The following is a 25726-nucleotide window of genomic DNA, read 5'->3' as shown; positions in this document are numbered from 1 at the left end:
GAAAAGGCCGCGGATCGCTCCGCGGCCTTTCCAGTTTCAGAACCCGAAGGTCTTAGAAGCGTGCGTCGATCGAGACGCCGATCACGCGGGGTTCGTTGACGAACGCGGTCAGGTTGTTGAAGTCGATCGCGCCCTTGATATTGCTCTCGTTGGTGATGTTGCGCGCGAAGCCCGCCACTTCCCAGCCGCCTTCCTTGTTGGCATAGCCCAGCTTCAGGCCGCCTTCGAAGTCGCCCTTCGTGTAGAACTCCTTCGACTGGTACAGGAACAGGTTCGTGTAGCCCTGGCGCTTCCAGTCGGTGAAGGCGAACAGCTCGCCCGTGGCCACCGGCACCGAGTAGCGGGCCGTGAAGTCGAAGGTGTACTTCGGAGCGTTCGGGAACGGGTTGCCGTCCACCAGGGCCAGGCCGGCGGCCGTCAGCTTGTCGGTGACGGTGCAGGCAGCGCAGGGCGCGACGGCCAGCGTGCTGTCCTTGATCTTGGTGTGGGCGTAGCTGTAGCCGGCCGTGACGACGAAGTTCGGGGTGATCACGAACTCGCTGTCCAGTTCGAAGCCGTAGGCGTCGCCCTTCTTGGCGTTGATCAGGCGGTTGGAGTTGCTGCCGCCGCCGACGGCGCTGAACTGCGGATCGTCGATGCTGTAGGTGAACACCGCGCCGTTCAGGCGGACGCGACGGTCGAACAGCTCGCTCTTCAGGCCCAGCTCGTAGGACATGATCGTTTCCGATTTGGCGGCCGAGGCCGGCGAGCCGAAGGCGATGTCACGACCCTGGATCGACGGACCGCGGAAGCCCGAGGCGACCTTGGCGTAGACGCTGACGTCCTCGTCGATCTTGTAGAAGGCCGACAGGTCCCAGGTCACCTTCGAGTCCGACACGGCGACCGACGGCGCCGGGTTCGGGCCCGAGACGACGTTCATGTCCTTGTCGTCGTCGGTGTAGCGCAGGCCGCCCGTCAGGGTCAGCTGCTCGTTGACCTTGTACGAGGCCTGACCGAACGCGGCCCAGGCCTTGTTCTTCTGGCGCAGCGTGGTGGCCGGCATGAAGAAGGGGTTGGTCTGGATGTCGTACTTGGTGTCGAAGTAGAAGCCGCCGACCTGCCAGCTCAGCGGGCCGTCGGTGTCGCTGGCCAGGCGGACTTCCTGGGTCCACTGGAACAGGTTCTTGATGCCGTCCTGGGTGTCCGACTGGAACGGAATGAAGCCCGGGCCGCCCGGATTGCCGCCGTCGATGTCGCCCAGGCTGTAGCCGTGGGTGTTCTCATAGGCGGTGATCGAGGTCAGCTTGGCGCCGTCGAAGTCGTACTCGATCTTGGCCGAAGCGCCGGCGCCCTTGTACTTCTGCGGGTTATTGGCGGGGTTGTTGTAGGCGACTTCGTCGCGGTCGTAGTTGGCGTTGAGCTTGTTCGAGCCCTTGGTCAGCACGTTGGCGCGGAACACGGCGGCGGTGCCGTCCAGGTCGCGCATGTGGACGTTGAACAGGGCCGACAGCTTGTCGGTCGGCGTGAACAGCAGCTGCAGGCGCGCCGCCTTCTCGTTGAAGCCGCCCAGGGTGTTCGGCTTCTTGGTGAAGGTGTTGTCGATCCAGTCGTCGCGGCGCTGGAACAGCACCGAGGCGCGGGCCGCGACCTTGCCCGGGACCACGGCCCAGCCCAGGCCGCCATCGAAGGTGAAGGTGTTGTAGCTGCCGTACGAGGCGGTGGCGCGACCCTTGGTCTCGTCCGACGGCTTGATGGTGTCGAACTTGACGATGCCGGCCGTGGTGTTGCGGCCAAACAGCGTGCCTTGCGGGCCGCGCAGGACTTCGACGTGGTCCAGGTCGTAGAGCGGCGAGCTCTTCAACACGACGTTCTCGAGGACGACGTCGTCCTGGATGATCGACACCGGCTGCGAGGCAGCCAGATCGAAGTCGGCGTTGCCCAGGCCGCGGATGTAGAAGCGCGGGGCGACGCGGCCGTTCGAGGACTCGGCGTACAGGCCCGGGGCCTTGCCCGACAGGGTCAGGATGTCGTCGCCGGCGGCGAAGGCCGACTGCAGGCGCTCACCGCCGATGGCGGCGACCGAAACCGGCACGTCCTGCAGGTTTTCGCTGCGCTTCTGGGCGGTGATGATGATTTCGCCGACCTTGGTGTCTTGGGCGAAAGCGGCCGGAGCGGCGGCCAGAGAGGCCACGAGAGCGGTCAGGCCGCAGGACACCACGAGGGCGCGGCGGAAGGAGCGGGTGGGGTGCATGGAGACATCCTGTGATGAGCACGCCGTCCGCCGACTCTGACCGGGGCGTTAGCGGCGCTTCTATTGCGCTGCGATAGGCTCATCGGAGGCTGTTGGGATATCTCAGAACGCGCGAAAACGGCTCAGTTTGGCCGATTACGTCGGTTCTGTTGCGAACTTGCGACATTTTTGTTCAGGCGCTGCCTAGTAAGTAATAATCTATTCTACTTATGGCGCGTCGCTCACCTTGCGGCGCAACGAAAAAGGGCCGGAGATCGCTCTCCGGCCCCGCGTCTGTCTAAGCGCTTACGCGATTAGCACTTGTAGTACATGTCGAATTCGACCGGGTGCGGGTGTAGTTGCAGACGCATCACTTCTTCCATCTTCAGCTCGATGTAGCTGTCGATGAAGTCGTCATCCATGACGCCGCCGGCCTTCAGGAAGGCGCGGTCCTTGTCCAGGCTTTCCAGGGCTTCGCGCAGCGAGCCGCAGACTTCCGGGATCTTCTTCTGCTCGCGGGGCGGCAGGTCGTACAGGTTCTTGTCGGCGGCCGCGCCCGGGTCGATCTTGTTGATGATGCCGTCCAGGCCGGCCATCAGCAGAGCAACGAACGTGAGGTACGGGTTGCCCATCGGGTCCGGGAAGCGGGCTTCGATGCGCTTGGCCTTCGGCGAGTCGACGTGCGGGATGCGGATCGAGGCCGAGCGGTTGCGCGAGCTGTAGGCCAGCTTCACCGGGGCTTCGTAGCCGGGCACCAGGCGCTTGTACGAGTTCGTCGTCGAGTTCGAGAACGCGTTGATGGCCTTGGCGTGCTTGATGATGCCACCGATGTAGTACAGGCAGTCCTGCGACAGGCCGGCGTACTTGTCACCAGCGAACAGCGGCTTGCCGTCCTGCCAGATCGACTGGTGCACGTGCATGCCCGAGCCGTTGTCGGCGAACATCGGCTTGGCCATGAAGGTGGCCGTCTTGCCGTAGGCGGCGGCGACGTTGTGGATGACGTACTTGTACAGCTGCATCCGGTCGGCCATGACGACCATGGTGTCGAACTTCAGGCCGAGTTCGTGCTGGGCCGGGGCCACCTCGTGGTGGTGCTTTTCCGGCTTCATGCCCAGCTCGCCCATGACGGCCAGCATTTCGCCGCGCAGGTCCTGGCAGCTGTCGACCGGGTTCACCGGGAAGTAGCCGCCCTTCGGGCCCGGGCGATGGCCCATGTTGCCTTCCGGATATTCCTTGGCCGAGTTCACCGGCAGTTCGCTCGAGTCATACGAGTAGCCGGTGTTGTTCGGCGAGGTCGACCAGCGCACGTCGTCGAAGATGAAGAACTCGGCTTCCGGGCCGAAGTAGACGGTGTCGCCCACGCCCGCCGACTTGACATAGTTCAGCGCGGCCTTGGCGATCGAGCGCGGGTCGCGGTTGTAGGGGGTGCCGTCGTCGGGGTTCACGACGTCGCAGAACAGGGCCAGCGTGGTCTGCTGGTAGAACGGGTCGATGATGGCGCTCGACAGGTCGGGACGCAGCTTCATGTCCGACTCGTTGATGGCCTTCCAGCCGGCGATCGACGAGCCGTCGAACATTGTGCCGTCGTTCAGGAAGTCATCGTCGACCAGGTCGATGTCGAACGTCACGTGCTGCAGCTTGCCGCGCACGTCGGTGAAGCGGACGTCGACGTACTTGACGTCCTTTTCCTTGATCAGGTTCAGGATATCCTTGGCGGTGCTCATTCCGTATCCCCTTTGTAGAGTCTCTAAGTGTTTGACGAACCGGCCTAAACGGCGGCCGGGCCGTTTTCTCCGGTTCGGATGCGGATGACCTCCGCGATCTCCGAGACGAAAATCTTGCCGTCGCCGATGCGGCCCGTGCGGGCGGCGCGGGTGATGGCTTCCAGCGCGGGTTCCAGCTGGCTGTCCTCGACAACAACCTCCACCTTGATCTTGGGGAGGAAGTCCACGACGTACTCGGCGCCGCGATAGAGTTCAGTGTGGCCCTTCTGACGGCCATAGCCCTTGGCTTCGAGCACGGTCATGCCCTGGACGCCCATGTCCTGCAGGGCCTCCTTCACCTCATCCAGCTTGAACGGCTTGATGACGGCTTCGATCTTCTTCATCGGTTCCACTCGGTCCCGTCGGCGGCTGGCCGCCTTCACTGAGCGCGCAACCATCACGCCGACCGAAGCGTCGCAAGCGAGCGCCGCCGACATTTATGACCGTTCGGTTGTCTCATAGGCATGTGACGCATTTTTGGGCGCCTGGCGCCGCCGAAATGCGCATTTTCGAATTCGCGGCCAAATGGGCTTGCGATGCGCCGTTTGACACATACGATCGCGGCAAACGACCGTTTGAACGGGGGTGGAAATGCGCGACGACACGCCGGTTTTGATCGGGGCGGGCCAATTCACGTATCGCGGCGAGGCTGGAAATTCACCATCTCCGCTGGAATTGCTGAAAACTGCGGCGGAAAGAGCCTCGCTCGGCGCTGGCCTGACGGGGTCGGTTCTTGCCGATCTGGACGCTTTGGCGGTCGTTGCATTCAGTATCGACGCGCCAGGAGGGTTGTCGAAGCTGCCTTTGCCGCGCCTGGCGGATCCGCCGGCCTCGCTGGCCAGGGCGCTGTCGGCCTCGCCGGCGTGGAGCGTCTACACCGAGACCGGCGGCAACAGTCCCCAGCAGGCGGTCAATGTCGTCTGCGAACGGATCGCCAGGGGCGAGTCGCAGCTGGCCCTGGTGACGGGCGCCGAGTTCCTGGGTTCGCTGATGAAGCGGATGAAGGGCGGCCTGGGCTTCGACGGCTGGGGCGACGACATCACCAGCACGCCGCAGCGGATCGGCGACCCGCGTCCGGGTGTCACCAAGCAGGAGGGGGCGCACGGCCTGGGCTATCCGGTGAATACCTATCCCTTGTTCGAGAACGCGCTGCGGGCGCGGGACGGGCGGTCGCTGGCGGACCACCAGAAGCAGCTGGGCGAATTCTTCGCGCCCTTAACCAAGGTCGCCGCCGCCAATCCGTATGCCTGGTTCCCGGTCGAGCGTTCGGCGGAGGAACTCGTGACCGTGACCGAACGCAATCGGATGGTCGGCTATCCGTACCCGAAGTACCTGAACGCCATCATGGAGGTGGACCAGTCCGCTGCGGTCCTGATCGCCAGCGTCGGCAAGGCGCGGGAGCTGGGCGTGCCGGAGGACAAGTGGGTCTTCCTGCACGGCTGCGCCGACGCCTCGGACCTCTGGTATCCGCTGGAACGGCAGGACTATCACTCCAGTCCCGCCATGCGCCTGACCGGCGAGCGGGCGCTGGAGATGGCGGGGATCAGCGTCGAGGACCTGGACATCATCGACCTCTATTCCTGCTTTCCCTCGGCGGTGCGGATCGGGGCCGAGGAGATCGGCCTGGCCCTGGACGATCCGCGCGGCCTGACCATCACCGGCGGCCTGCCTTACTTCGGCGGGCCCGGGAACAACTACGCCCTGCACGCCATCGCCGAGATGGTGGCCAAGCTGCGCGAGCGGCCCGGCGCCTGGGGCCTGTCGACCGCCAACGGCTGGTTCCTGACCAAGCAGTCGGTCGGCATCTATTCGACCCGGCCCTTCGAGGGGAAATGGGAGCGGGAGGCGCCTTCGGTGCTGCAAGCCCGCATCGACGCCCTGCCGCATCCCGAGATCGTCGAGAAGCCGGAGGGGGCTGCGACGATCGAGACCTACACCGTCGTCCATGGTCGCGAAGGCCTGCGGATGGGCATCGTCATCGGTCGAGACGCCCAAGGCCGCCGCTTCGTCGCCCAGACGCCGGACGACCCGGAGGTGCTACGTGACCTGGAGGGCCGTGAAGGCGTCGGCCGCACCGGCGTGGTCGGTCCGCATCCGGACGGCGTGCGCAACCTCTTCGTCCCGGACTGAGCGCCATGAATAAAGTGCACGTCATCCGCCACGGAAAACCAGCGTCGACTTGGGGCGGAGACGACCAAGATCCGGGCCTGGACGGCACGGGCCTGCTGCAGGCCCTGGCCGTCGCCAAGGAGATCCTGGCCCTGCCGAAGGATCAGCGACCGACACGGGTGGTGTCCTCGCCGCTGCGCCGTTGTCGCGAGACGGCCGAACCGCTGGCCGACGCCCTGGGCGTGGAGATCGTCATCGACCCGCGGGTCGGCGAGATCCCGACCCCGGCGGCGCTGAGCCATGAGGAGCGGCCGGCCTGGCTGCGTCAGGCGTTTGGCGGGCGCTGGGACCAGATCGAGGGCGATCTGGACTATGTCGGCTGGACGCAAAGCGTGGCCGGCGCTCTGCGCGAACATACTGGCGCGGCGGTGTTCAGCCACTTCGTCGCCCTCAACGCGGCCGTCGGCGTAGCGATGGGGCTGGGCGAGGTCATGGCCTTCCGGCCCGACCATTGCTCGCGCACGGTGTTCAAGATCGACGGCGACCGCTTGATCCTGGCCGAGAAAGGGCGCGAAGCTCAGAGCCAAGTCTTGTGAAGGAGTAGGCGTGGCGCGAGAGATTCTGACGGTCGCCCAGATGGCCGCGGCCGATCGCGCCGCCGTCGAGCGCGGCACGCCGACGCCGGTCCTGATGGAGCGGGCCGGCGAGGCCGTGGCCCAGGCCATCCGGGAGCGCTACGCCCATCGTCCGGTGGTGATCTGGTGCGGGCCGGGCGACAATGGCGGTGACGGCTATGTCGCCGCCCGTCACCTGCGCCGACGTGGCTGGCAGGTCGTGGTCGAGGCCGCCTATCCGCCGTCCACCGACGCCTGCCGTTGGGCCGCGTCGCGCTGGAAGGGCGAGGTCCGGCCGCTGTCGACGGAGCTGTCGGCCGGCACGCTCTATATAGACGCACTGTTCGGAGCGGGCCTGTCGCGGCCGCTGGAGGGCGACGTCGCCAGGTTGGCGCGTCTTGCCGCCGAGCAGCCGCTGAGCCTTGTCGCGGTCGACACGCCGTCGGGCCTGCATGGCGACACCGGCCGGCCGCTGGGCGATGTCGCCTTCCGCGCCGACCTGACCGTCACCTTCCACCGCCGCAAGCGCGCCCACGTGCTGGTCGAGGGGCGCAAGGCCTGTGGCGAGATCGTCGTCGCCGACATCGGCCTGTGGGCCGCCGAAGGCGCGGACCTGTTCGAGAACGACCCCGACCTGTGGGGCAAGCGCTTTCCCTGGCCGGCGCTGGACGCTCACAAGCACACGCGCGGCCGGCTGAAGGTGGTCAGCGGCGAGATGTGGAACACCGGTGCGGCTAGGTTGGCAGCGCGCGGGGCGCTGCGGATCGGCGCTGGCGCGGTGACCGTGCTGTCGCCGCCGGGGGCCCTGGCGGTCAACGCCGCCCACCTGGAAGCGATCATGCTGGCCCCGTTCGGGGCCGAAGCCGACCTGGCCGTCGCCGCCGAGGAGGCCGACGCGGTGATCATCGGTCCAGCAGCCGGAGTGGGCGAGGCGACCGCGCTGAACCTGCAGGCCCTGGCCCAGACCGGCGCGGCCTTGGTCGTCGACGCCGACGCGCTGACCAGCTTCCGGCACGACGTCGAAAGCCTGTTCGCCTGTCTGGACCGCGACGACGTCCTGACCCCGCATCCCGGCGAGTTCGAGCGAATCTTCCCAGGCCTGCTGGCCAGGACGCCCGAGCGGATCGCGGCGACGCGCGAGGCGGCGAAGCGGGCAGGGGCCGTGGTGCTGCTGAAGGGCCCCGACACCGTGGTCGCAGCGCCGGACGGCCGGGCCGCTGTGTCGTTGAACGGAACGCCTTGGTTGGCCACTGCCGGCTCGGGCGACGTGCTGGCCGGCTTCATTGGCGGCCTTATCGCGCAGGGCATGGAAAGCTTCGAGGCCGCCTGCGCCGGGGCCTGGATCCACGCCGAATGCGGCGCCCGTCATGGACCGGGCCTGACCGCCGAAGACCTGCCGGGCTTGGCGCCCGCCGTGCTGGCCGACCTGTACGCTCGACGCTGACCGGACTTGCGCGGCAAGGTTTAAGTCCGTAATCCCCCTCGCACGCGGATGTGGCGAAACTGGTAGACGCACTAGATTTAGGTTCTAGCGCCGAGAGGCGTGGAGGTTCGAGTCCTCTCATCCGCACCAGATCGCTCGTGACGGCTTCAAACGCTGTCACGAGTTTTACTTATCGCGCTCTTGGATGCTCGCGCACGTCGTGACATAAGGGCGCTCTTTCGCCGCCCCGGCCTCGCGGGCGGCGTCGATCTTTTGGACCCCCAGGGCGGAGTTCGAGCGCGCGGCGTCTCGGGCCCGAGAAATAAGAATGTCGATGCAGATCGTTGAAAAGTCGGGCGAAGGCCTCAGCCGCGTTTTTGGCGTCACGGTGCCCGCAAGTGAACTGGCCACGCGCCTGGAAGCGCGCATCGCCGAAGTCGCGCCGCAGATGAACGTGAAGGGTTTCCGTCCCGGCAAGGTGCCGACGGCCCACGTTCGTCGCCTGTACGGCAAGGGCCTGATGGGCGAAGTCATCGAGCAGGCCCTGAACGAGACGACCTCGAAGGTCCTGGAAGACAACAAGCTGCGTCCGGCCGGTCAGCCCGAGCTGAACCCGACGTCGGACATGGACAAGGTCATCAACGGCGGCGAAGACCTGGTCTTCGACCTGGCCGTCGAAGTGATGCCGGAATTCGAACCGATCGACCCGGCGTCGATCGAGCTGGTCAAGCCGGTCTACAAGGTCGGCGACGAGGAAGTCCAAGAGGCCCTCGACGAACTGGCCAAGCAAGCCCGCACCTATGAGCCGCGCACGGGCAAGACCGTGAAGGCCAAGGACGGCGACCAACTGCTGATCGACTTCGTCGGCACGATCGACGGCGTTGAATTCGCCGGCGGCAAGGCCGAAGGCGCTGAGCTGGTCCTGGGTTCGGGCCAATTCATCCCGGGCTTCGAAGACCAACTGGTCGGCGCCAAGCCGGGCGACGAAATCGTCGTGAAGGTGAAATTCCCGGAAGAATACCAAGCCAAGGAACTGGCCGGTAAGGACGCCGAGTTCGCCACCAAGGTGACCGAAGTCCGCGCCCCGGTCGACGGCAAGGCCGACGACGAGCTGGCCAAGCGCCTGGGCCTGTCGGACCTGGCCGCCCTGACCGAGTTGCTGAAGTCGAACCTGGGCAGCCGCTACGAAAACAGCTCGCGCTTCAAGCTGAAGCGCGCTCTGCTGGACGTCCTGGACACCAAGCACGACTTCGCCCTGCCGCCGCGCATGGTCGACGCCGAGTTCGCCGGCATCTGGCAACAGGTCGAGGCCGACAAGGCCCGTGGCGGCCTGCCGCCGGAAGACGCCGAGAAGTCGGAAGACCAGCTGAAGGACGAGTACAAGAAGATCGCCGAGCGCCGCGTGCGCCTGGGTCTGGTGCTCGCCGAAATCGGCCGCAAGAACGACGTCGTCGTCACCGACCAGGAACTGACCGACGCGATCATGCGCGAAGCCCGCCAGTACGGCGCTCAGGCCCAGCAAGTGTTCGACATGTACCGCCAGCGCGCCGACCTGCAGGCCGCCCTGCGCGCCCCGATCTACGAAGACAAGGTCGTCGACCTGATCTTCGGCAAGGCCAAGATCGAAGAAAAGGAAGTCTCCAAGGACGAGCTCCTGGAAGAAGACGACCTGCCGGAAGGCTACGGCGGCTAAGGCCAGCCGAAGGCAAGAGAAACGAGGCGCGGTCCGCAAGGTCCGCGCCTTTTTTCATGCCGCCACGAAAGCGCCGGCTCCTTGCAACCTGTTAAGCGCCACGCGATATGCGGTAGCGACGGCGCGCGGGGGCTGATTCGTTTTCCGCGCTTGCCCAGCACACACGACGAAGGGTGATCCCGATGATGTACGATCCGATGGCGACGGCCATGAACCTGGTTCCGATGGTGGTCGAGCAGACCAGCCGCGGCGAACGCGCCTTCGACATCTTCTCGCGCCTGCTGAAGGAACGGATCATCTTCCTGACCGGTCCGGTCGAGGACGGCATGGCCAGTCTGATCTGCGCCCAGCTGCTGTTCCTGGAGTCGGAGAACCCCAAGAAAGAGATCGCCATGTACATCAACTCGCCGGGTGGCGTGGTGACGGCCGGTCTCGCGATCTACGACACCATGCAATACATCAAGAGCCCGGTCTCGACGGTGTGCATGGGCATGGCCGCCTCGATGGGCAGCCTGCTGCTCGCCGCCGGCGCCGCCGGCCAGCGCATCGCGCTGCCGAACGCCCGCATCATGGTGCACCAGCCGTCGGGCGGCTTCCGCGGCCAGGCCTCGGACATCGAGCGTCACGCCGAGGACATCATCAAGACCAAGCGCCGCCTGAACGAAATCTACGTCAAGCATTGCGGCCGCACCTATGAAGAGGTCGAGCGCACCCTGGACCGCGACCACTTCATGAGCTCGGAAGAAGCCAAGGCCTGGGGCCTGGTCGACCACGTGTACGACTCGCGTGAAGCGGCCGAGGCCGGCGCCGAATAAGGCGCGAAGCTTCCCAGTAAGCTTCACTGAAACGAGAAAGCCGCCGATCTTCGCGATCGGCGGCTTTTTCTATGCTCGGAAACCTGCGGCAAATCCGCTCAGGTTGCGGGCTTGCCCCGGAACACGCGGTAGCCCTTCTCGTCTGCGATCGCGAGCATCTCGGTGTCGCCCGAGGTGTCGCCATAGGCCGCTGTCAGGTGCACGTCGGGGCCAAAGACCTCGCGCAGCCGGATGACCTTTTCCTTGGCCCGGCAGTTGTTCCCATCGAGGCCGCCCAGGATGCGGCCGTCGTCATTGGTCATCAGGCGCGTGCCGATCAGCATGTCGGCGCCCAGGCCCCGGGCGAAGGGGGCGACGGTGATTTCGGGGGAGGCGGTGACGATCACCAGCTTGGCCCCCTTGGCCCGCCACGAGCGCCAGACGGCCAGGGCGTCGGGGCGCAGCAGGGACGGCGCAAAGGCCTGGGCGAAGGCCCGGGCGTCGTTCTCGATCTGCTCGACCGTGGCGCCCTTCATGAACTCGCGAACCGCGGCGGCCTTGAGTTTCGCGCGGTTCCGGTCGAACACGTAGCCGATCAGCGACGGGGTCAGGCGGATGACGCCGCGCGTCCATTTGCGGCCGGCGCGCCACTTCAGGAAGGCGTTGAAGCTGTCCTTGACGGTCAGGGTGCCGTCGAAGTCGAAAGCGACGAGCGCGGGCTCATCGCCCAGATCGCCGGTCATCGGACGCGACGCGCTCAAACCCTTCGACATCAACGAACGCTTCGCCATCGACCTTCCCAAGGAGCGCGTTTCCCGCGCTCGACCTCTACGATTCCGGTTCTCGTAATAAGGGGTTCCTGGGACGGCGGTAAGGGCTTAGTCGCTCGGCGCTTGCGTCGGCGCGCCAATCGCCCAAATTAGATGACGAGGTCATGACACGATCCGGCCCACTGAGCGTTTGAGGCGAGGAAAGGCGCCGGCAAGGCTTGTGAACCGAGCCCGGATCGGGGAATGTCAAGGATTAGACAACTCCCGGCGTATATCCTGTCTGCTTCGGTGGCGGTGTGTGCGCTCGGAGGGGCGTCGCGGCGTAAAGCCGTAAGTCGCCATAGTGTGAGAAGCGATCATGACGAAAGCCGCGAGCGGCGACACCAAGAGCACTCTGTATTGTTCTTTCTGCGGAAAGAGCCAGCACGAGGTGCGCAAGCTCATCGCCGGGCCGACGGTGTTCATTTGTGATGAATGCGTCGAACTGTGCATGGATATCATCCGCGAAGAGCACAAGATCGCCTTCGTGAAGTCCAAGGACGGCGTCCCGACGCCGCGCGAGATTTGCGAGGTCCTGGACGATTACGTGATCGGTCAAGGTCACGCCAAGAAGGTCCTCGCTGTGGCGGTGCACAACCACTACAAGCGCCTGAACCACGCTTCGAAGAACAACGACGTCGAACTGGCCAAGTCGAACATCTTGCTGGTCGGTCCGACCGGTACGGGTAAGACGCTGCTGGCCCAGACGCTGGCCCGAATCATCGACGTGCCGTTCACGATGGCCGACGCCACGACGCTGACCGAAGCCGGTTACGTCGGTGAAGACGTCGAAAACATTGTGCTGAAGCTGCTGCAGGCCGCCGACTACAATGTCGAGCGCGCTCAACGCGGCATCGTGTACATCGACGAAATCGACAAGATCAGCCGCAAGTCGGACAACCCGTCGATCACCCGCGACGTGTCGGGTGAAGGCGTGCAGCAGGCCCTGCTGAAGATCATGGAAGGCACTGTCGCCTCCGTGCCGCCGCAGGGCGGGCGCAAGCATCCGCAGCAGGAGTTCCTGCAGGTCGACACGACGAACATCCTGTTCATTTGCGGCGGCGCGTTCGCCGGCCTCGAGAAGATCATCTCGGCGCGCGGCGCGGCCAAGTCGATCGGCTTCGGCGCGAAAGTGACCGATCCGGAAGAGCGCCGCACGGGCGAGATCCTGCGGAACGTCGAGCCTGACGACCTGCAGCGCTTCGGCCTGATCCCGGAATTCATCGGCCGTCTGCCGGTGGTCGCGACCCTGGAGGATCTCGACGAGACCGCCCTGGTCAAGATCCTGACCGAGCCGAAGAACGCCTTCGTCAAGCAGTACCAGCGCCTGTTCGAGATGGAGAACATCGGCCTGACCTTCACCGACGACGCCTTGCACCAGGTCGCCAAGAAGGCCATCGCCCGCAAGACCGGCGCGCGCGGCCTGCGGTCGATCATGGAAGGCATCCTGCTGGAGACCATGTTCGAGCTGCCCAACTACGAGGGCGTCGAGGAAGTGGTGGTCAATGCCGAGGTCGTCGAAGGCCGGGCTCAGCCGCTGCTGATCTACGCCGAGAAGAAGGGCGGGGCGGCTTCGGCCTAATCGCCAAGCTTCGCCGCGAAAATCAGGGCGCGTCTTCCACAGGAAGGCGCGCCTTTTTCGTGGATAAACCGGTGTCGTAAATCTGTTGGACGACCGGTGAGGCATTCGCGCCACGAAAAGCTTGGGCGAGCGAAAGTCGTTTTCCTGACAGTGTTTAGGCGAACTTGCCCGCTATGCGGCTTTGCGGGGCATATTCACTTCAGCTTCGCCGGTCACGCGCGACCTGTCGCCGCTGTGAGGCGAGTGAGCTTGAACCCTGTTGTAAAACGTCCACATAAATAACGACCATTCGCCCAGTCACGGGCGGACGGGTCGTTCGACTCAGGCGCATCGTCTGATGTTACGGCGGCCCGCAGGGCCAAGGCGTCTAGGGGCGCTGAAGGCCGGGAGTATTGAGCACATGTCCGAACTACGTACGCTTCCTGTCTTGCCGCTGCGGGATATCGTTGTGTTCCCGCACATGGTGGTGCCGCTCTTCGTGGGCCGCGACAAATCCGTGCGCGCCCTTGAGGAAGTGATGCGCGGCGACAAGCAGATCCTGCTCGTCACCCAGAAGAACTCGGCGGATGATGATCCGGCGCCGGGTGACATCTTCGATGTCGGCGTTCTGGCCACCGTCCTGCAACTGCTGAAGCTGCCCGACGGCACCGTGAAGGTGCTGGTCGAGGGCAAGGGCCGCGCCGCGGTCGTGAAGTTCACCGATCAGGAATCCTTCTACGAGGCCCAGATCGGCGAAGTCAGCGAAGACGAAGGCGCCGGCCCTGAGGCCGAAGCCCTGTCGCGCGCGGTCGTCGAGCAATTCGAAAACTATGTGAAGCTGAACAAGAAGGTGCCGCCGGAGGCCCTGGCGTCGATCCCGCAGATCGCCGAGCCGGGTAAGCTGGCCGACAGCATCGCCGCCCACCTGTCGGTGAAGATCGGCGACAAGCAGCACCTGCTGGAAATCTTCGACGTCGTGAAGCGCCTGGAGAAGGTCTTCGCCCTGATGGAGGGTGAGATCTCGGTGCTGCAGGTCGAGAAGAAGATCCGCTCGCGCGTGAAGCGCCAGATGGAGAAGACCCAGCGCGAGTACTATCTGAACGAACAGATGAAGGCGATCCAGCGCGAGCTGGGCGACCCGGATGACTCGCGCGACGAGCTGATCGATCTCGAAAAGCGCATCAAGAAGACCAAGCTTTCCAAGGAAGCCCGCACCAAGGCCGAGAGCGAGCTGAAGAAGCTGCGCAACATGAGCCCGATGTCGGCCGAGAGCACCGTCGTCCGGAACTATCTGGACTGGCTGCTGTCGATCCCGTGGGGCAAGGCCAAGACCAAGAAGATCGACCTGCCGGAAGCCGAGGAAATCCTCGACGCCGATCACTACGGCCTGGAAAAGGTCAAGGAGCGGATCCTCGAGTACCTGGCCGTCCAGGCCCGGACCAACTCGCTGAAGGGCCCGATCCTGTGCCTGGTCGGTCCTCCCGGCGTCGGCAAGACCTCGCTGGGCAAGTCGCTGGCCAAGGCCACCGGTCGCGAATTCGTGCGCATGAGCCTCGGCGGCGTGCGTGACGAGGCCGAGATCCGCGGTCACCGCCGCACCTACATCGGCTCGATGCCCGGCAAGGTCATCCAGTCGATGAAAAAGGCCAAGACGACGAACGCCTTCGTCCTGCTGGACGAGATCGACAAGATGGGCAGCGACTACCGCGGCGATCCAGCCTCGGCGCTGCTGGAAGTGCTTGATCCGTCGCAGAACTCGACCTTCGGCGACCACTATCTGGAGGTCGACTACGACCTGTCGCAGGTGATGTTCGTCACGACGGCCAACAGCCTGAACATGCCCCAGCCGCTGCTGGACCGCATGGAGATCATTCGCATCCCCGGCTATACCGAGGATGAGAAGCTGGAGATCGCCAAGCGGCACATCCTGCCCAAGCTGGCCAAGGATCACGGCCTGAAGGCGGCCGAGTTCGTTGTTCCGGACAAGGCGATCCGCGACCTGATCCGCTACTACACCCGGGAAGCCGGCGTGCGGTCGCTGGAGCGGGAACTGGGCGCCCTGGCGCGCAAGACGGTGCGTGATCTGGCTCGCGAAAAGCTGGCCACGATCACCATCGACGACGAGCGCCTGGCCAAGTACGCCGGTGTGAAGAAGTATCGCTACGGCGAGACCGACGAAGTCGACCAGGTCGGCATCGTCACCGGTCTGGCCTGGACGGAGTTCGGCGGCGACATCCTGACCATCGAAGCCGTGAAGATGCCGGGCAAGGGTCGCATGCAGATCACCGGCAACCTCAAGGACGTGATGAAGGAGTCGATCGCGGCGGCCAACAGCTACGTCCGCTCGCGCTCGGTGCAGTTCGGCATCAAGCCGCCGATCTTCGAAAAGACCGACGTCCACATCCACGTGCCGGACGGCGCCACGCCCAAGGACGGTCCGTCCGCCGGCGCGGCCATGGGCCTGGCCATCGTCTCGGTCCTGACCGGCATCCCGATCCGCAAGGATATCGCGATGACCGGCGAGATCACCCTGCGCGGCCGGGTCACCGCCATCGGCGGCCTGAAGGAAAAGCTGCTGGCGGCTCTGCGCTCTGGCGTGAAGACCGTGCTGATCCCGCAGGAGAACGAGAAGGACCTCGCGGATGTGCCCCAGAGCGTCAAGGACGGGCTGGAAATCATCCCGGTCTCGACCATGGACGAGGTGCTCAAGCACGGCCTCACCGGCCCCTTGACCCCGGTCGAATGGAACGAGGCTGACGAGCCGATTGCTGCGGGTGCGAAGAAGGACGACCCCGACGGGGACGCCGTTCTGACCCACTAAACGCAACTAATCGTTGATAACTTAGGCGGCGCGGGAGTTTCCCGCGCCGCTCGCGTTTGACGGGGCATTTTCTACCGCCATAATCCCCCTCTGAGCCAAGCGCCGTAAGGAATAAGCGGCGCTGCTCAGGCTGGGAGAAAAACATGACCACAAAAGCCGAACTCGTTACGGCGATCGCCGAGAAGGCGGGCATCAACAAGAACCAGGCCAAGGACGCGCTGGAAGCCTTCATCGACGCCGTCACCGACTCGTTGAAATCGGGTCAGGACGTTCGCCTGGTCGGTTTCGGCACCTTCAAGGCCGTGACCCGCGCCGCAGGCACCGCCCGCAACCCGCGCACCGGCGAGACGGTCAACCGTCCCGCATCCAAGACCGCGCGCTTCCAGGTCGGCGAAGGCTTGAAGTCCTCGCTGAACGGCTAAACCAGTTTCCGCTTACAAGAGGCGGAGCGTCATCCTGGGGGGCTGACGTTCCGCCTTTTCGTTTTGCGCTTTGCGCGGCGCGCGGGTGCGGCTAGAAGCGCGCTCCCAAGAGGGCAGTTAGCTCAGCGGTAGAGCGTCTCGTTTACACCGAGAGGGTCGGGGGTTCGATCCCCTCACTGCCCACCATCCTTCCAGCATCAATCCATTTCCAACCTCGCGCTGTCTAGCGCGGGGAGGCGGTCGCATGACGCCGTTTTAATCTGCGTAACGTTGATCAAAGTGATATCACTTTGATCGCACCGCTGGAGGAGCGTCATGTCCGAGACCCGCACCATCAATCGCACGACCGAGCGCCCGCATGGGGGCATGGGTGGCGGCCTGCCGCTGCTGGCGCTGCCCTTCCTGCTGGGCGGAGGGATCTTTGCCTTTACGCAGGAGCTGCCGGCGATCGGCGTCGGCCTGGTCCTGCTGTTCCTGCTGGTGTCGGCCGGCTTCTATTCGCTGCAGCCGAACGAGGCCTACGCCATCAACCTGTTCGGCTCGTATGTCGGCACCGACCGCAAGACGGGCCTGCGCTGGATCCTGTTCTGGTATGGCCGCAAGAAGATCAGCCTTCGAGTGCGCAACGTCACCAGCGAGACGCTGAAGGTCAACGACAAGCGCGGCAACCCGATCGAGATCGCCGCCAACATCGTCTGGCGGGTCCAGGACTCAGCCCAGGCCCTGTTCGACGTCGACGACTACGCCGCCTTCGTGAACATCCAGATCGAGACGGGCCTGCGCGAGGTCGCCTCGCACTATGCCTATGACCACGCGGAGGAGGGCGAGCCGACGCTGCGCGCCCACGCCGAGGAGGTGGGCGATCGCCTGCAGAAGGACTTGCAGCAGCGCTGCAACGTCGCCGGCGTGGCCATCGACGAAGCGCACCTGATGCACCTGGCCTACGCTCCCGAGATCGCCGGTTCGATGCTCAAGCGTCAGCAGGCCGAGGCCGTGCTGGCCGCGCGCCGCACGATCGTGGCCGGCGCTGTGGACATGGTCGAGAGCGCGCTCAGCCAGCTTAGCGAGCGCGGTGTCGTCACCCTGGACGACGAACGTCGCGCCTCGATGGTCTCGAACCTCCTGGTGGTGCTGTGCGCCGACCGCGAAGCCCAGCCCGTGGTCAACACCGGCACGCTGTACGGCTGACGTGGCCGAGGATTCTGAAAAGGGAGCCAAGGGCGGGCGGCGCGCGTTCTTGATGCGCGTCCGCCCCGAGGTGCTGGCCGCTGTCGAACGACTGGCCGACGCGGAGTTGCGCAGCGTGAATGCTCAGGTAGAGGTATTGCTGCGCGAGGCCCTGAAGCGTCGCGGCGTCACTCTGAAATCGTCCGGGAACGGCGAGGAACTGTGAGTGTCGCAAAAGCTTTATCGTTCCAGGGCCGAATGGGGGGCCTGGAGTAGCGATGAGGAATCGGCGTGACGGACACGACCCTGACTCGGCCCGCCGGCCTGCGTGGTTCTCAGCCCCAAATCGCTCCGCCGACTGACGGCCCGGTTCGTCTCGTCGATACGACGATGCTCTATGCCCCACGCAGCGGCGGGGTGCGTCGGTACCTGGCGTCCAAGCGCGCTTGGCTGGCGGCCAATCGTCAAGATGTCCGCCATACGCTGGTCGTGCCGGGCGCGCGCGATTCCTATGACGGCCAGGGGCGCGTCTCGATCTATGCCGCGCCGCTGCCATTCGGCGCGGGCTATCGCTGGCCGATGGTCAAGGCCGCCTGGATGGACCGCCTGATCCGCCAGCGCCCCGACATCATCGAAGCCGGCGATCCCTATACCCCCGGCCTGGCGGCGCTGAGGGCAGGGGACGCCCTGGGCATTCCCGTCGTTGGCTTCTGCCACACCGATCTGGGCAAGCTGGCGGCGCTGCATATCGGCGAGTGGGCCGAGAAGCCCGTCCAGAAGCGCTGGGCGGCGATCTATCGCCAGTTCGACCAGGCCGTGGCGCCCAGCCGCTTCATCGCCGGTCGTCTGATCGAGGCGGGCGTTCACAATGCCATCGGCCTGCCGCTGGGCGTCGACACGGAACTCTTCCATCCCGCCCGCGCCGATCGTGACGCTCTACGCCGCCGCTTGGGCGTCGCGCCTGACGAGCGCTTGCTGGTCTTCGCCGGCCGTCCGGCGCGCGAGAAGAAGCTGGATGTGCTGGTCAGCGCGGTCGAGCGCCTAGGCGCGCCGTACAAGCTGCTGTTCGTTGGGGCCGGCGGCGGCGCGCCGGTCAGCGATCGCGCCCTGTGCCTGGACTATGTCCGCGATCCCGCTGCTCTGGCTGGCGTGCTGGCCAGCTGTGACGCCTTCGTCCACGCCAATGACAATGAGCCGTTCGGCCTGATCGTGCTGGAGGCCATGGCCTGTGGCCTGCCCGTGGTCGGCGTCGCCGCCGGCGGCGTAGCCGAATCTGTGGATGAAGAGGTAGGGCAACTGGCCGTCGCCTCCGAGCCGGCCGCGTTCGCCGAGGCGATCGAGACGCTGTTCGCCCGCGATATCGCCGCCATCGGCGCGGCCGCTCGTCGTCGTGCGGTCGAGCGGCATGGCTGGGACGCGGTGTTCCGCCAGCTATGCGGCATTTACGGTGAGCTGACCGGCCGCCAAGCGTTTGGCGGCCGGGTCCCGTTGCGCGATCACTAGGCCTTGAGCGAGGCCAGGATCTCGTAGCTGCGCTTGCGCGCGGCGTGATCGTAGATCTGAGAGGCGAACATCAGCTCGTCGGCCTCGGTCAGCTTCAACACCTGGTCGATCTTGCGCTTCACGGTCTCGGGCGAACCGATCGCCGAGTACTGGAAGGTGTGGTCCAGGCCCGCCAGCTCGGCTGGCGAGGCGTGCTCGCGGATATCGTCGACGGGCGGCGGCAGCAGGCCAGGGCGGCCGCGGCGCAGGGCCAGGAACTGCTGCTGGGTCGAGGTCGCCAGGCGCGTCGCTTCGGCGTCCGTGTCCGCGGCGCAGACCCCGATACAGACCATGGCGTAGGGCTTGTCCAAGACCTCCGACGGCTTGAAGTGCCGGCGATAGAGGAGGAGGGCGTCCAGCAGCGAGTCGGGCGCGAAGTGCGCCGCGAAGGCGAATGGCAGGCCCAGGGCCGCGGCCAGCTGCGCGCCCCAGGTCGAAGAGCCCAGCAGCCAGATCGGCACGTCCTGGCCTTCGCCCGGTACGGCGCGGACGCTCTGGTCGAACTCGGCCGGTTTGAACCAGTGTTGCAGCTCGACGACGTCCTGGGCGAACGAATCAACGGCCCCGGCATAGCGGCGCAGCGCCCGCATGGTGGCCTGGTCGGTGCCCGGCGCGCGGCCCAGGCCCAGGTCGATGCGGCCCGGATAGAGCGCGGCCAGGGTGCCGAACTGCTCGGCGACCATCAGCGGGGCGTGGTTAGGCAGCATGACGCCGCCCGAGCCGACCCGAATCGTCTTCGTTCCGCCAGCGACGTGGCCGATCACGACGGCGGTCGCGGCTGACGCGATTCCCGGCATGTTGTGATGCTCGGCCAGCCAGTAGCGGTGGAAGCCGAGAGATTCGGCGTGGCGCGCCAGGTCGAGGCTGTTGTTGAGCGCCTGGCCGACGGGCGTGCCTTGCGGAACGGGCGCCAGATCCAGGACGGAGAACTGCGGGTAAGCGGAACGGGTCATGTCCGCTACATGGCGTGCACGCTCAGCAACACAAGTCGTTGCCGAAACCATTCTCGATTTTAGGAGAAACCACTGGACGGTGGCGCGAATGACGGGGCTCGAACCCGCGACCTCCGGCGTGACAGGCCGGCGCTCTAACCAACTGAGCTACATCCGCGTCGTGCGCCAGGGCGCGACGGTCGTCCGTAGACCGAGGGGAGGGTGCTTTTCCACTCCTTCAAGAAAGGGTGGCGCGAATGACGGGGCTCGAACCCGCGACCTCCGGCGTGACAGGCCGGCGCTCTAACCAACTGAGCTACATCCGCATATCCCTTCGCCGAGGCGAAAGTGCGACCCGCCGATCGGCGAGGGGCGTCTGATATGTCGGGCGAAGACTCGTGTCAACGGCCATATCGAAGAAGCGACAATTGGCTGCTGTCCGATCCTCGAATTCGTGTGGATAGTCGCCAGGAACAGCTGTGGGGCCTGATCATCGCGACCCTTGTTTTTCCCAGACCGGCGTTAGGGAAAGCAGGTCCAGTTGCGATCGTTTCTCAATGTGCTTCGGGTGTTTGAAGCGTTGGCGACAGTGGGCTACAACCCGCTCGATTCAAGCCAAGGGCTGTCATGACCGCCTTCCTTCTCCAGTACCTGCCGATCGTGATCTTCCTAGGGATCGCGGCGGCCATCGGCATCGTCTTCATCCTCGCGGCCGCCGTGCTCGCGCCGAAGGCGCCGGACCCGGAAAAGCTGTCCGCGTACGAATGCGGCTTCAACGCCTTCGACGACGCGCGCATGAAGTTCGACGTCCGGTTCTATCTGGTGTCGATCCTCTTCATCATCTTCGACCTGGAAGTGGCGTTCCTGTTCCCCTGGGCGGTCACGCTGATGAAGCTGCCGCACGACGTGGCCCAGTTCGCCTTCTGGTCGATGATGACCTTCCTCGGCGTTCTGACCGTCGGCTTTATCTATGAATGGAAGAAGGGCGCCCTCGAATGGGAGTGATCGTTCCCGCCACCACCGTTCCGGCGTTTTCGGGCGGCCGTTCGACGGTCGAGGGCTATGACCCCAAGCTGCACGACCCGTTCTTCGACGGGGTCTCGCAGCAGCTGGCCGACAAGGGCTTCATTACGGCCGCCGCCGACGACCTGATCACCTGGGCCCGCACGGGCTCGCTGATGTGGATGACGTTCGGCCTGGCGTGCTGCGCCGTCGAGATGATGCACTCGGCCATGCCGCGCTACGACCTGGAGCGCTACGGCTTCGCGCCGCGCGCCAGCCCGCGTCAGTCGGACGTGATGATCGTCGCCGGCACGCTGACCAACAAGATGGCTCCGGCCCTGCGCAAGGTCTACGACCAGATGCCGGAGCCCCGCTACGTCATCTCGATGGGCAGCTGCGCCAATGGCGGCGGCTACTACTATTACAGCTACAGCGTCGTGCGCGGTTGCGACCGCGTCGTGCCGATCGACATCTACGTGCCGGGCTGCCCGCCCACGGCCGAAGCCCTGGTCTACGGCGTGCTGCAGCTCCAGAAGAAGATCCGTCGCATGGGTACGATCGAGCGATGAGCCAAGATCTCGAAACCCTGGGCCAGGACATCGTCGCCCGCGCGCCCGGCGTGCTGGGCCATTCGGTGGCGTTCGGCGAACTGACGATCGTGGCCAAGGCCGAGGGCGTCGTCGACACCCTGACCTTCCTGCGTGACGACGCCGCGACCCGTTTCCACCAGCTGGTGGACCTGACGGCGGTCGACTACCCCGAGCGCGCCGCGCGCTTCGACGTGGTCTACCACCTGCTGTCGATGGTGAAGAACACCCGCATCCGCCTGAAGGTGATGACGGACGAGGACACCCCGGTGCCCAGCGCCACGCCGGTGTTCCCGGTCGCCGACTGGTTCGAGCGCGAGGCGTTCGACATGTACGGCGTCTTCTTCTCGGGCCACCCGGACCTGCGCCGGATCCTGACCGACTACGGCTTCCACGGCCATCCGCTGCGGAAGGACTTCCCCATGACGGGTTATGTGGAAGTTCGCTATGACGACGAGCTCAAGCGCGTCGTGTACGAACCCGTCAAGATTACCGAGTTCCGTGCGTTCGATTTCCTCTCGCCCTGGGAAGGCGCCAAGTACGCGCTGCCCGGCGACGAGAAAGCTCAATAGCGAGCCAGGGATGATCACTCATGGGTTTGCGACGGCCGACGTTTCGTTCCGCCACCTCGTTCTTTCTGGTCGCCTTTTCGACCGCGTTCCTGATGACCATCGGAATGCGGCTGACGGGGTGGTTCACGAAGGCGCCGGTGATCAGCCCGGAGCAGAACAAGTCGCTGGGCGTCGCGATCATGGTTTCGGTGATCATGCTGGCCGTCGGCGCCAGCATCCGGAGGATGGAAGTGGCCGAGCTGCGCAGCGCGCTGCTCGGAGCGGCTTCCGTCCTGCTGGCTCTGCCGCTCTCACAGGCCGCGATTTCCCAGAGCTGGGACGTCGCGACCACCATCATCACCTTGCTGGGCGTGGTTCTGCTGATCGCAGGACTGCTTGTGTCGCTCAGCATCGAGCAGCGTAACGAAGGTCAGAACTGATGACCGGCACGAACTCGCCCGCCGCGGCGACCGACTTCTTCCGTGACGAGGCCACGGTTCCGGCGATCCCGGAAACGCCCGTCCGCAAGTTCAACATCAACTTCGGCCCGCAGCACCCGGCCGCGCACGGCGTGCTGCGCCTGGTGCTGGAGCTGGACGGCGAAATCGTCGAACGCGTCGATCCGCACATCGGCCTGCTGCATCGCGGCACCGAGAAGCTGATGGAAGCGCGCACCTATCTGCAGAACATCCCGTACTTCGACCGCCTCGACTACGTGGCGCCGATGAACCAGGAGCATGCGTTCTGCCTGGCCATCGAGAAGCTGCTGGGCGTCGAAGTGCCCAAGCGCGGCCAGATCGTGCGCGTGCTGTTCTGCGAGATCGGCCGCATCCTTAACCACCTGCTGAACGTGACGACCCAGGCCATGGACGTCGGCGCCTTGACGCCGCCGCTCTGGGGCTTCGAGGAACGCGAGAAGCTGATGATCTTCTACGAGCGCGCTTGCGGCGCTCGTCTGCACGCCAACTATTTCCGTCCGGGCGGCGTCCACCAGGATCTGACCCCCGAACTGATCGACGACATCGAGACCTGGGCGAAGGCTTTCCCCAAGATCTGCGACGACATCGAAGGCCTGATCACCGACAACCGCATCTTCAAGCAGCGCAACGTCGACATCGGCGTGGTGAGCAAGGAGGACGCCTGGGCCTGGGGTTTCTCGGGCGTGATGGTGCGCGGTTCGGGCATCGCCTGGGACCTGCGCCGCAACCAGCCGTACGAGAACTACAACGAGTTCGAGTTCGACATCCCGCTGGGCAAGAACGGCGACTGCTACGACCGCTATCTGTGCCGCATGCAGGAAATGCGTGAGAGCACCAAGATCATCCTGCAAGCGGTTGAAATGCTGCGTGGTGTGCAGGGCCCGGTGCTGACCGAGGACAACAAGGTCAGCCCGCCGCGTCGCGCCGAGATGAAGCGCTCGATGGAAGCCCTGATCCACCACTTCAAGCTCTATACCGAGGGCTTCAAGACGCCGGAAGGCGAGGTCTACGCGGCTGTCGAAGCCCCGAAGGGCGAGTTCGGCGTCTACGTCGTCAGCAACGGCACCAACAAGCCGTACCGCTGCAAGATCAAGGCTCCGGGCTTCTCCCACCTGGCGGCGATGGACTGGATGAACCGCGGCCACCAGCTGGCTGACGTGTCGGCCATCCTGGGCTCGCTCGACATCGTGTTCGGCGAGGTCGACCGGTGAGCCTTGAAGCGATCGCCCAGGCGCAACTCGACGCCTACAACGCCCAGGACCTGGACGCCCACTGCGCCCACTTCGCCGACGACGTCGTCGTGGCGGGCCTGAACGGCGACGTGGCGCGCACGGGCCTCGACGCCTATCGCGCCTTCTATGCCAAGACCTTCGCCGAGTTCCCCAAGAACCACGCGAAGCTGCTGAACCGCATCGTGGTCGGGTCCAACGTGATCGACCACGAGCATGTCGACCGCGGCAACGGCGATGCGCCGTTCCAGGTCGCCGCCATCTACACCTTCAAGGGCGACAAGATCGTCCGCGTGGATTTCGCCCGATGAGCGTACGTCGTCTCGCCAAGGAACAGCCCGCCAGCTTCGCCTTCTCGAAGGACAGCCAGGCCAAGGCCGATTGGTGGAAAGCCAAGTATCCCGCCGCCCGCAAGCAGTCGGCGGTGATCCCGATGCTGTGGCTGGCCCAGAAGCAGGAAGGCTGGATTTCCGAGCCGGCGATCCAGGAGATCGCCAAGCAGCTCGAGATGCCGGTCATCCGCGTGCTGGAAGTGGCCACCTTCTACGTGATGTTCCAGCTGCAGCCGGTCGGCAGGGTCGCCTTCGTGCAGCTGTGCGGCACCACGCCGTGCCAGCTGCGCGGCGCGCTGGACCTGAAGCAGGTGCTGAAGGACAAGATCGGTGACGCCAACCACGTCTCGGCCGACGGCAAGTTCAGCTGGGAAGAGGTCGAGTGCCTGGGCGCGTGCTGCAACGCCCCGATGGCCGCGATCAACGACTACTACTACGAGGATCTGACGCCGGAGAGCCTGGCCCAGATCCTGGACGACTTCGCGGCCGGCAAGGACCCGAAGCCGGGCAGCTACGAAGGCCGCGTGTCGTCGGAGCCGAAAGGCGCGATCCACACCCTGACGGATCCGAAGCTGTACGACGGCTCGTACGCCAAGAAGATCAAGATTCCGAACCTGCCCGAGAAGCCCAAGGCGACGAAGGCAAAGCCGGAGCCGACCGCCTAACATGACCGCCGACGCCGTCATCCAGAAGAAGCGCCTGACCGTGATGATCGTCATCACCGCGGTCTGCTTCGTGCTGGCCGGCGTCGCGATCTTTGGCGCGGTGTCGTTGAAGATCGACTGGCTGCTGCCGGTCTTCTTCCTGGCGCTGGTCGGGGGTCTTGGTTCGCAAATCTGGTTCATCCTGGGCTGGATGCGCGCGACCAAGAGGGAAGGGGCTTCGTCATGATCGACGACAGCGCCCTGAACACCCGCCGGGCGGCCTATGTCGACACCATCCGGGGCCTGCATCGCCGTGAACGCGGCGTGGGCTTCGTGGCCTGCCTCGTCGGCGCGCTGCTCCTGATCTGGGGCCGCACCGTTCAAGGCGCGCCGTTCTGGGCGGTTGTCGCCGGTCTCGTCACGATTGGCGCGGGCTGGCTGCTTTTCGCCTATGTCATCATTCGTCGGACGCGCTATGTGCGCGCCCATCCATTCGATCCGCAAAGCTGAGTCATGGTCGGTATCCTAGAAGACAAGGACCGCATCTTCACGAACCTCTACGGTCTCCAGGATTGGGGCCTCGAGGGCGCGAAGAAGCGCGGCTGCTGGAATGGCACCAAGGACATCCTGGACGCCGGGCGCGACTGGATCATCGACAACATGAAGAACTCCGGCCTGCGCGGCCGGGGCGGCGCCGGTTTCTCGACCGGCCTCAAGTGGTCGTTCATGCCCAAGGAAGTGAAGGAAGGTCGTCCTCACTACCTGGTCGTCAACGCCGACGAATCTGAACCGGGCACCTGCAAGGACCGGGAGATCATGCGGCATGACCCGCATCTCCTGATCGAGGGCTGTCTGATCGCCTCGCGCGCCATGCTGGCCCACGCCTGCTACATCTACATCCGCGGCGAATACGTCTTCGAGCGCGAGCGCCTGGAAGCGGCGATCAAGCAGGCGTACGAAGCCAACCTCGTGGGCAAGAACAACGTCCACGGCTGGGACTTCGACCTCTACGTCCACCACGGCGCCGGCGCCTATATCTGCGG

Annotated in this window: 25 protein-coding genes, 4 tRNA genes and 1 pseudogene; 23 read left to right on the top strand and 7 right to left on the bottom strand. The window is 65.2% G+C overall.

The genetic code is table 11. The features are described 5' to 3' along the window. Positions 1-52: 52 nt before the first annotated feature. From J7528_RS20805 to J7528_RS20795, 3 genes are all read right to left on the bottom strand, one after another. The gene (locus J7528_RS20805) at positions 53-2230 is read right to left on the bottom strand and encodes a TonB-dependent receptor (protein ID WP_291878437.1); all 2178 of its coding nucleotides are present in this window, start codon (positions 2228-2230) and stop codon (positions 53-55) included. Positions 2231-2523: 293 nt separating this feature from the next. Continuing rightward, positions 2524-3933, bottom strand: coding sequence for a type I glutamate--ammonia ligase (glnA, locus tag J7528_RS20800; protein WP_291878434.1), 1410 nt, complete (start codon positions 3931-3933; stop codon positions 2524-2526). A gap of 44 nt (positions 3934-3977) precedes the next feature. Then, on the bottom strand, positions 3978-4316 hold the full coding sequence (locus tag J7528_RS20795) for a P-II family nitrogen regulator (RefSeq protein WP_010919834.1): 339 nt from the start codon (positions 4314-4316) through the stop codon (positions 3978-3980). 247 nt (positions 4317-4563) lie between these two features. Between J7528_RS20795 and J7528_RS20790 the strand changes: the two genes are divergently transcribed. The 6 genes from J7528_RS20790 (at position 4564) to J7528_RS20765 (ending at position 10626) form a co-directional block, all read left to right on the top strand. Further along, positions 4564-6102 carry an acetyl-CoA acetyltransferase gene (locus J7528_RS20790; RefSeq protein ID WP_291878424.1) on the top strand — a complete coding sequence of 513 codons (1539 nt, stop codon included), beginning with the start codon at positions 4564-4566 and terminating at the stop codon, positions 6100-6102. 5 nt (positions 6103-6107) lie between these two features. Further along, positions 6108-6677 carry a histidine phosphatase family protein gene (locus J7528_RS20785; RefSeq protein ID WP_291878423.1) on the top strand — a complete coding sequence of 190 codons (570 nt, stop codon included), beginning with the start codon at positions 6108-6110 and terminating at the stop codon, positions 6675-6677. A 10-nt stretch (positions 6678-6687) separates the two neighbouring features. Continuing rightward, complete coding sequence (locus J7528_RS20780) at positions 6688-8139, top strand: NAD(P)H-hydrate dehydratase (RefSeq protein ID WP_291878421.1); 1452 nt, start codon at positions 6688-6690, stop codon at positions 8137-8139. A gap of 44 nt (positions 8140-8183) precedes the next feature. Next, positions 8184-8268: transfer RNA gene (locus J7528_RS20775), tRNA-Leu, on the top strand. Between the two features lie 184 nt (positions 8269-8452). After that, a complete protein-coding gene (tig, locus tag J7528_RS20770) occupies positions 8453-9811 on the top strand; it encodes a trigger factor (RefSeq protein ID WP_291878577.1) in 1359 nt (452 codons plus the stop codon). A 173-nt stretch (positions 9812-9984) separates the two neighbouring features. Then, positions 9985-10626 (top strand): ATP-dependent Clp protease proteolytic subunit, encoded by a 642-nt coding sequence (locus J7528_RS20765; protein ID WP_291878418.1) that lies wholly within the window; start codon positions 9985-9987, stop codon positions 10624-10626. A 98-nt stretch (positions 10627-10724) separates the two neighbouring features. Here J7528_RS20765 and J7528_RS20760 read toward each other — a convergent pair whose 3' ends face one another. Beyond that, positions 10725-11396 carry an HAD-IB family hydrolase gene (locus J7528_RS20760; protein ID WP_291878417.1) on the bottom strand — a complete coding sequence of 224 codons (672 nt, stop codon included), beginning with the start codon at positions 11394-11396 and terminating at the stop codon, positions 10725-10727. Between the two features lie 337 nt (positions 11397-11733). Between J7528_RS20760 and clpX the strand changes: the two genes are divergently transcribed. The 7 genes from clpX (at position 11734) to J7528_RS20725 (ending at position 18888) form a co-directional block, all read left to right on the top strand. Continuing rightward, positions 11734-12996 carry an ATP-dependent protease ATP-binding subunit ClpX gene (gene clpX, locus J7528_RS20755; RefSeq protein ID WP_291878415.1) on the top strand — a complete coding sequence of 421 codons (1263 nt, stop codon included), beginning with the start codon at positions 11734-11736 and terminating at the stop codon, positions 12994-12996. Positions 12997-13396: 400 nt separating this feature from the next. After that, entirely contained in the window at positions 13397-15796 is a 2400-nt protein-coding gene (gene lon / locus J7528_RS20750; RefSeq protein WP_291878414.1) for an endopeptidase La, read from the top strand. Between the two features lie 143 nt (positions 15797-15939). After that, a complete protein-coding gene (locus tag J7528_RS20745; protein ID WP_013079364.1) occupies positions 15940-16218 on the top strand; it encodes an HU family DNA-binding protein in 279 nt (92 codons plus the stop codon). Positions 16219-16329: 111 nt separating this feature from the next. Continuing rightward, positions 16330-16404: transfer RNA gene (locus J7528_RS20740), tRNA-Val, on the top strand. A gap of 129 nt (positions 16405-16533) precedes the next feature. Then, the gene (locus tag J7528_RS20735) at positions 16534-17406 is read left to right on the top strand and encodes an SPFH domain-containing protein (protein ID WP_291878413.1); all 873 of its coding nucleotides are present in this window, start codon (positions 16534-16536) and stop codon (positions 17404-17406) included. A 1-nt stretch (position 17407) separates the two neighbouring features. After that, positions 17408-17611: a hypothetical protein gene (locus tag J7528_RS20730; RefSeq protein ID WP_291878412.1), complete on the top strand. Its 204-nt coding sequence runs from the start codon at positions 17408-17410 to the stop codon at positions 17609-17611. Positions 17612-17691: 80 nt separating this feature from the next. Then, positions 17692-18888, top strand: a complete 1197-nt coding sequence (locus J7528_RS20725) for a glycosyltransferase (RefSeq protein WP_291878574.1) — start codon at positions 17692-17694, stop codon at positions 18886-18888. Here the strand turns inward: J7528_RS20725 and J7528_RS20720 are convergent. From J7528_RS20720 to J7528_RS20710, 3 genes are all read right to left on the bottom strand, one after another. Beyond that, positions 18885-19931, bottom strand: a complete 1047-nt coding sequence (locus J7528_RS20720) for an LLM class flavin-dependent oxidoreductase (protein WP_291878410.1) — start codon at positions 19929-19931, stop codon at positions 18885-18887. The genes J7528_RS20725 and J7528_RS20720 overlap by 4 nt on opposite strands. A gap of 29 nt (positions 19932-19960) precedes the next feature. Further along, positions 19961-20037, bottom strand: a tRNA-Asp gene (locus J7528_RS20715). Positions 20038-20108: 71 nt separating this feature from the next. Further along, positions 20109-20185, bottom strand: a tRNA-Asp gene (locus tag J7528_RS20710). A gap of 301 nt (positions 20186-20486) precedes the next feature. Between J7528_RS20710 and J7528_RS20705 the strand changes: the two genes are divergently transcribed. The 10 genes and pseudogenes from J7528_RS20705 to J7528_RS20660 form a co-directional block, all read left to right on the top strand. Beyond that, entirely contained in the window at positions 20487-20864 is a 378-nt protein-coding gene (locus J7528_RS20705) for an NADH-quinone oxidoreductase subunit A (RefSeq protein ID WP_125158569.1), read from the top strand. Further along, positions 20834-21430 (top strand): NADH-quinone oxidoreductase subunit B, encoded by a 597-nt coding sequence (locus J7528_RS20700; RefSeq protein ID WP_291878406.1) that lies wholly within the window; start codon positions 20834-20836, stop codon positions 21428-21430. The genes J7528_RS20705 and J7528_RS20700 overlap by 31 nt, the downstream gene beginning before the upstream one ends. Further along, positions 21427-22020 (top strand): NADH-quinone oxidoreductase subunit C, encoded by a 594-nt coding sequence (locus J7528_RS20695; RefSeq protein WP_291878404.1) that lies wholly within the window; start codon positions 21427-21429, stop codon positions 22018-22020. Before J7528_RS20700 ends, J7528_RS20695 begins: the two co-directional genes overlap by 4 nt. A 20-nt stretch (positions 22021-22040) precedes the next feature. Beyond that, positions 22041-22439, top strand: a complete 399-nt coding sequence (locus J7528_RS20690; protein WP_291878402.1) for a hypothetical protein — start codon at positions 22041-22043, stop codon at positions 22437-22439. Further along, positions 22439-23689, top strand: a complete 1251-nt coding sequence (locus J7528_RS20685) for an NADH-quinone oxidoreductase subunit D (protein ID WP_291878400.1) — start codon at positions 22439-22441, stop codon at positions 23687-23689. The genes J7528_RS20690 and J7528_RS20685 overlap by 1 nt, the downstream gene beginning before the upstream one ends. Then, entirely contained in the window at positions 23686-24018 is a 333-nt protein-coding gene (locus tag J7528_RS20680; protein ID WP_291878398.1) for a nuclear transport factor 2 family protein, read from the top strand. Before J7528_RS20685 ends, J7528_RS20680 begins: the two co-directional genes overlap by 4 nt. After that, positions 24015-24704, top strand: a complete 690-nt coding sequence (nuoE, locus tag J7528_RS20675) for an NADH-quinone oxidoreductase subunit NuoE (RefSeq protein WP_291878396.1) — start codon at positions 24015-24017, stop codon at positions 24702-24704. The genes J7528_RS20680 and nuoE overlap by 4 nt, the downstream gene beginning before the upstream one ends. Position 24705: 1 nt before the next feature. After that, positions 24706-24930 (top strand): hypothetical protein, encoded by a 225-nt coding sequence (locus J7528_RS20670; protein WP_291878394.1) that lies wholly within the window; start codon positions 24706-24708, stop codon positions 24928-24930. Further along, positions 24927-25193, top strand: coding sequence for a hypothetical protein (locus J7528_RS20665; RefSeq protein ID WP_291878393.1), 267 nt, complete (start codon positions 24927-24929; stop codon positions 25191-25193). The genes J7528_RS20670 and J7528_RS20665 overlap by 4 nt, the downstream gene beginning before the upstream one ends. A gap of 3 nt (positions 25194-25196) precedes the next feature. Continuing rightward, positions 25197-25726, top strand: a pseudogene (locus J7528_RS20660) (NADH-quinone oxidoreductase subunit F); the annotation flags it as partial.

Source organism: Caulobacter sp. (assembly GCF_017744445.1).
Classification (GTDB): Bacteria; Pseudomonadota; Alphaproteobacteria; order Caulobacterales; family Caulobacteraceae; genus Caulobacter.
This window is presented reverse-complemented; position numbering and strand designations above follow the sequence as displayed.

Bases quoted from the DNA above. Each gene is read 5' to 3' on its own strand.
- J7528_RS20700 (WP_291878406.1), top strand. From the start codon at position 20,834: ATGGAAGAAGGGCGCCCTCGAATGGGAGTGATCGTTCCCGCCACCACC.
- glnA (WP_291878434.1), bottom strand. From the start codon at position 3,933: ATGAGCACCGCCAAGGATATCCTGAACCTGATCAAGGAAAAGGACGTC.
- nuoE (WP_291878396.1), top strand. From the start codon at position 24,015: ATGAGCGTACGTCGTCTCGCCAAGGAACAGCCCGCCAGCTTCGCCTTC.
- J7528_RS20695 (WP_291878404.1), top strand. From the start codon at position 21,427: ATGAGCCAAGATCTCGAAACCCTGGGCCAGGACATCGTCGCCCGCGCG.
- J7528_RS20790 (WP_291878424.1), top strand. From the start codon at position 4,564: ATGCGCGACGACACGCCGGTTTTGATCGGGGCGGGCCAATTCACGTAT.
- J7528_RS20745 (WP_013079364.1), top strand. From the start codon at position 15,940: ATGACCACAAAAGCCGAACTCGTTACGGCGATCGCCGAGAAGGCGGGC.
- J7528_RS20735 (WP_291878413.1), top strand. From the start codon at position 16,534: ATGTCCGAGACCCGCACCATCAATCGCACGACCGAGCGCCCGCATGGG.
- J7528_RS20665 (WP_291878393.1), top strand. From the start codon at position 24,927: ATGATCGACGACAGCGCCCTGAACACCCGCCGGGCGGCCTATGTCGAC.
- clpX (WP_291878415.1), top strand. From the start codon at position 11,734: ATGACGAAAGCCGCGAGCGGCGACACCAAGAGCACTCTGTATTGTTCT.
- J7528_RS20670 (WP_291878394.1), top strand. From the start codon at position 24,706: ATGACCGCCGACGCCGTCATCCAGAAGAAGCGCCTGACCGTGATGATC.
- tig (WP_291878577.1), top strand. From the start codon at position 8,453: ATGCAGATCGTTGAAAAGTCGGGCGAAGGCCTCAGCCGCGTTTTTGGC.
- J7528_RS20720 (WP_291878410.1), bottom strand. From the start codon at position 19,931: ATGGTTTCGGCAACGACTTGTGTTGCTGAGCGTGCACGCCATGTAGCG.
- J7528_RS20690 (WP_291878402.1), top strand. From the start codon at position 22,041: ATGGGTTTGCGACGGCCGACGTTTCGTTCCGCCACCTCGTTCTTTCTG.
- J7528_RS20785 (WP_291878423.1), top strand. From the start codon at position 6,108: ATGAATAAAGTGCACGTCATCCGCCACGGAAAACCAGCGTCGACTTGG.
- J7528_RS20805 (WP_291878437.1), bottom strand. From the start codon at position 2,230: ATGCACCCCACCCGCTCCTTCCGCCGCGCCCTCGTGGTGTCCTGCGGC.
- J7528_RS20795 (WP_010919834.1), bottom strand. From the start codon at position 4,316: ATGAAGAAGATCGAAGCCGTCATCAAGCCGTTCAAGCTGGATGAGGTG.
- lon (WP_291878414.1), top strand. From the start codon at position 13,397: ATGTCCGAACTACGTACGCTTCCTGTCTTGCCGCTGCGGGATATCGTT.
- J7528_RS20705 (WP_125158569.1), top strand. From the start codon at position 20,487: ATGACCGCCTTCCTTCTCCAGTACCTGCCGATCGTGATCTTCCTAGGG.
- J7528_RS20760 (WP_291878417.1), bottom strand. From the start codon at position 11,396: ATGGCGAAGCGTTCGTTGATGTCGAAGGGTTTGAGCGCGTCGCGTCCG.
- J7528_RS20685 (WP_291878400.1), top strand. From the start codon at position 22,439: ATGACCGGCACGAACTCGCCCGCCGCGGCGACCGACTTCTTCCGTGAC.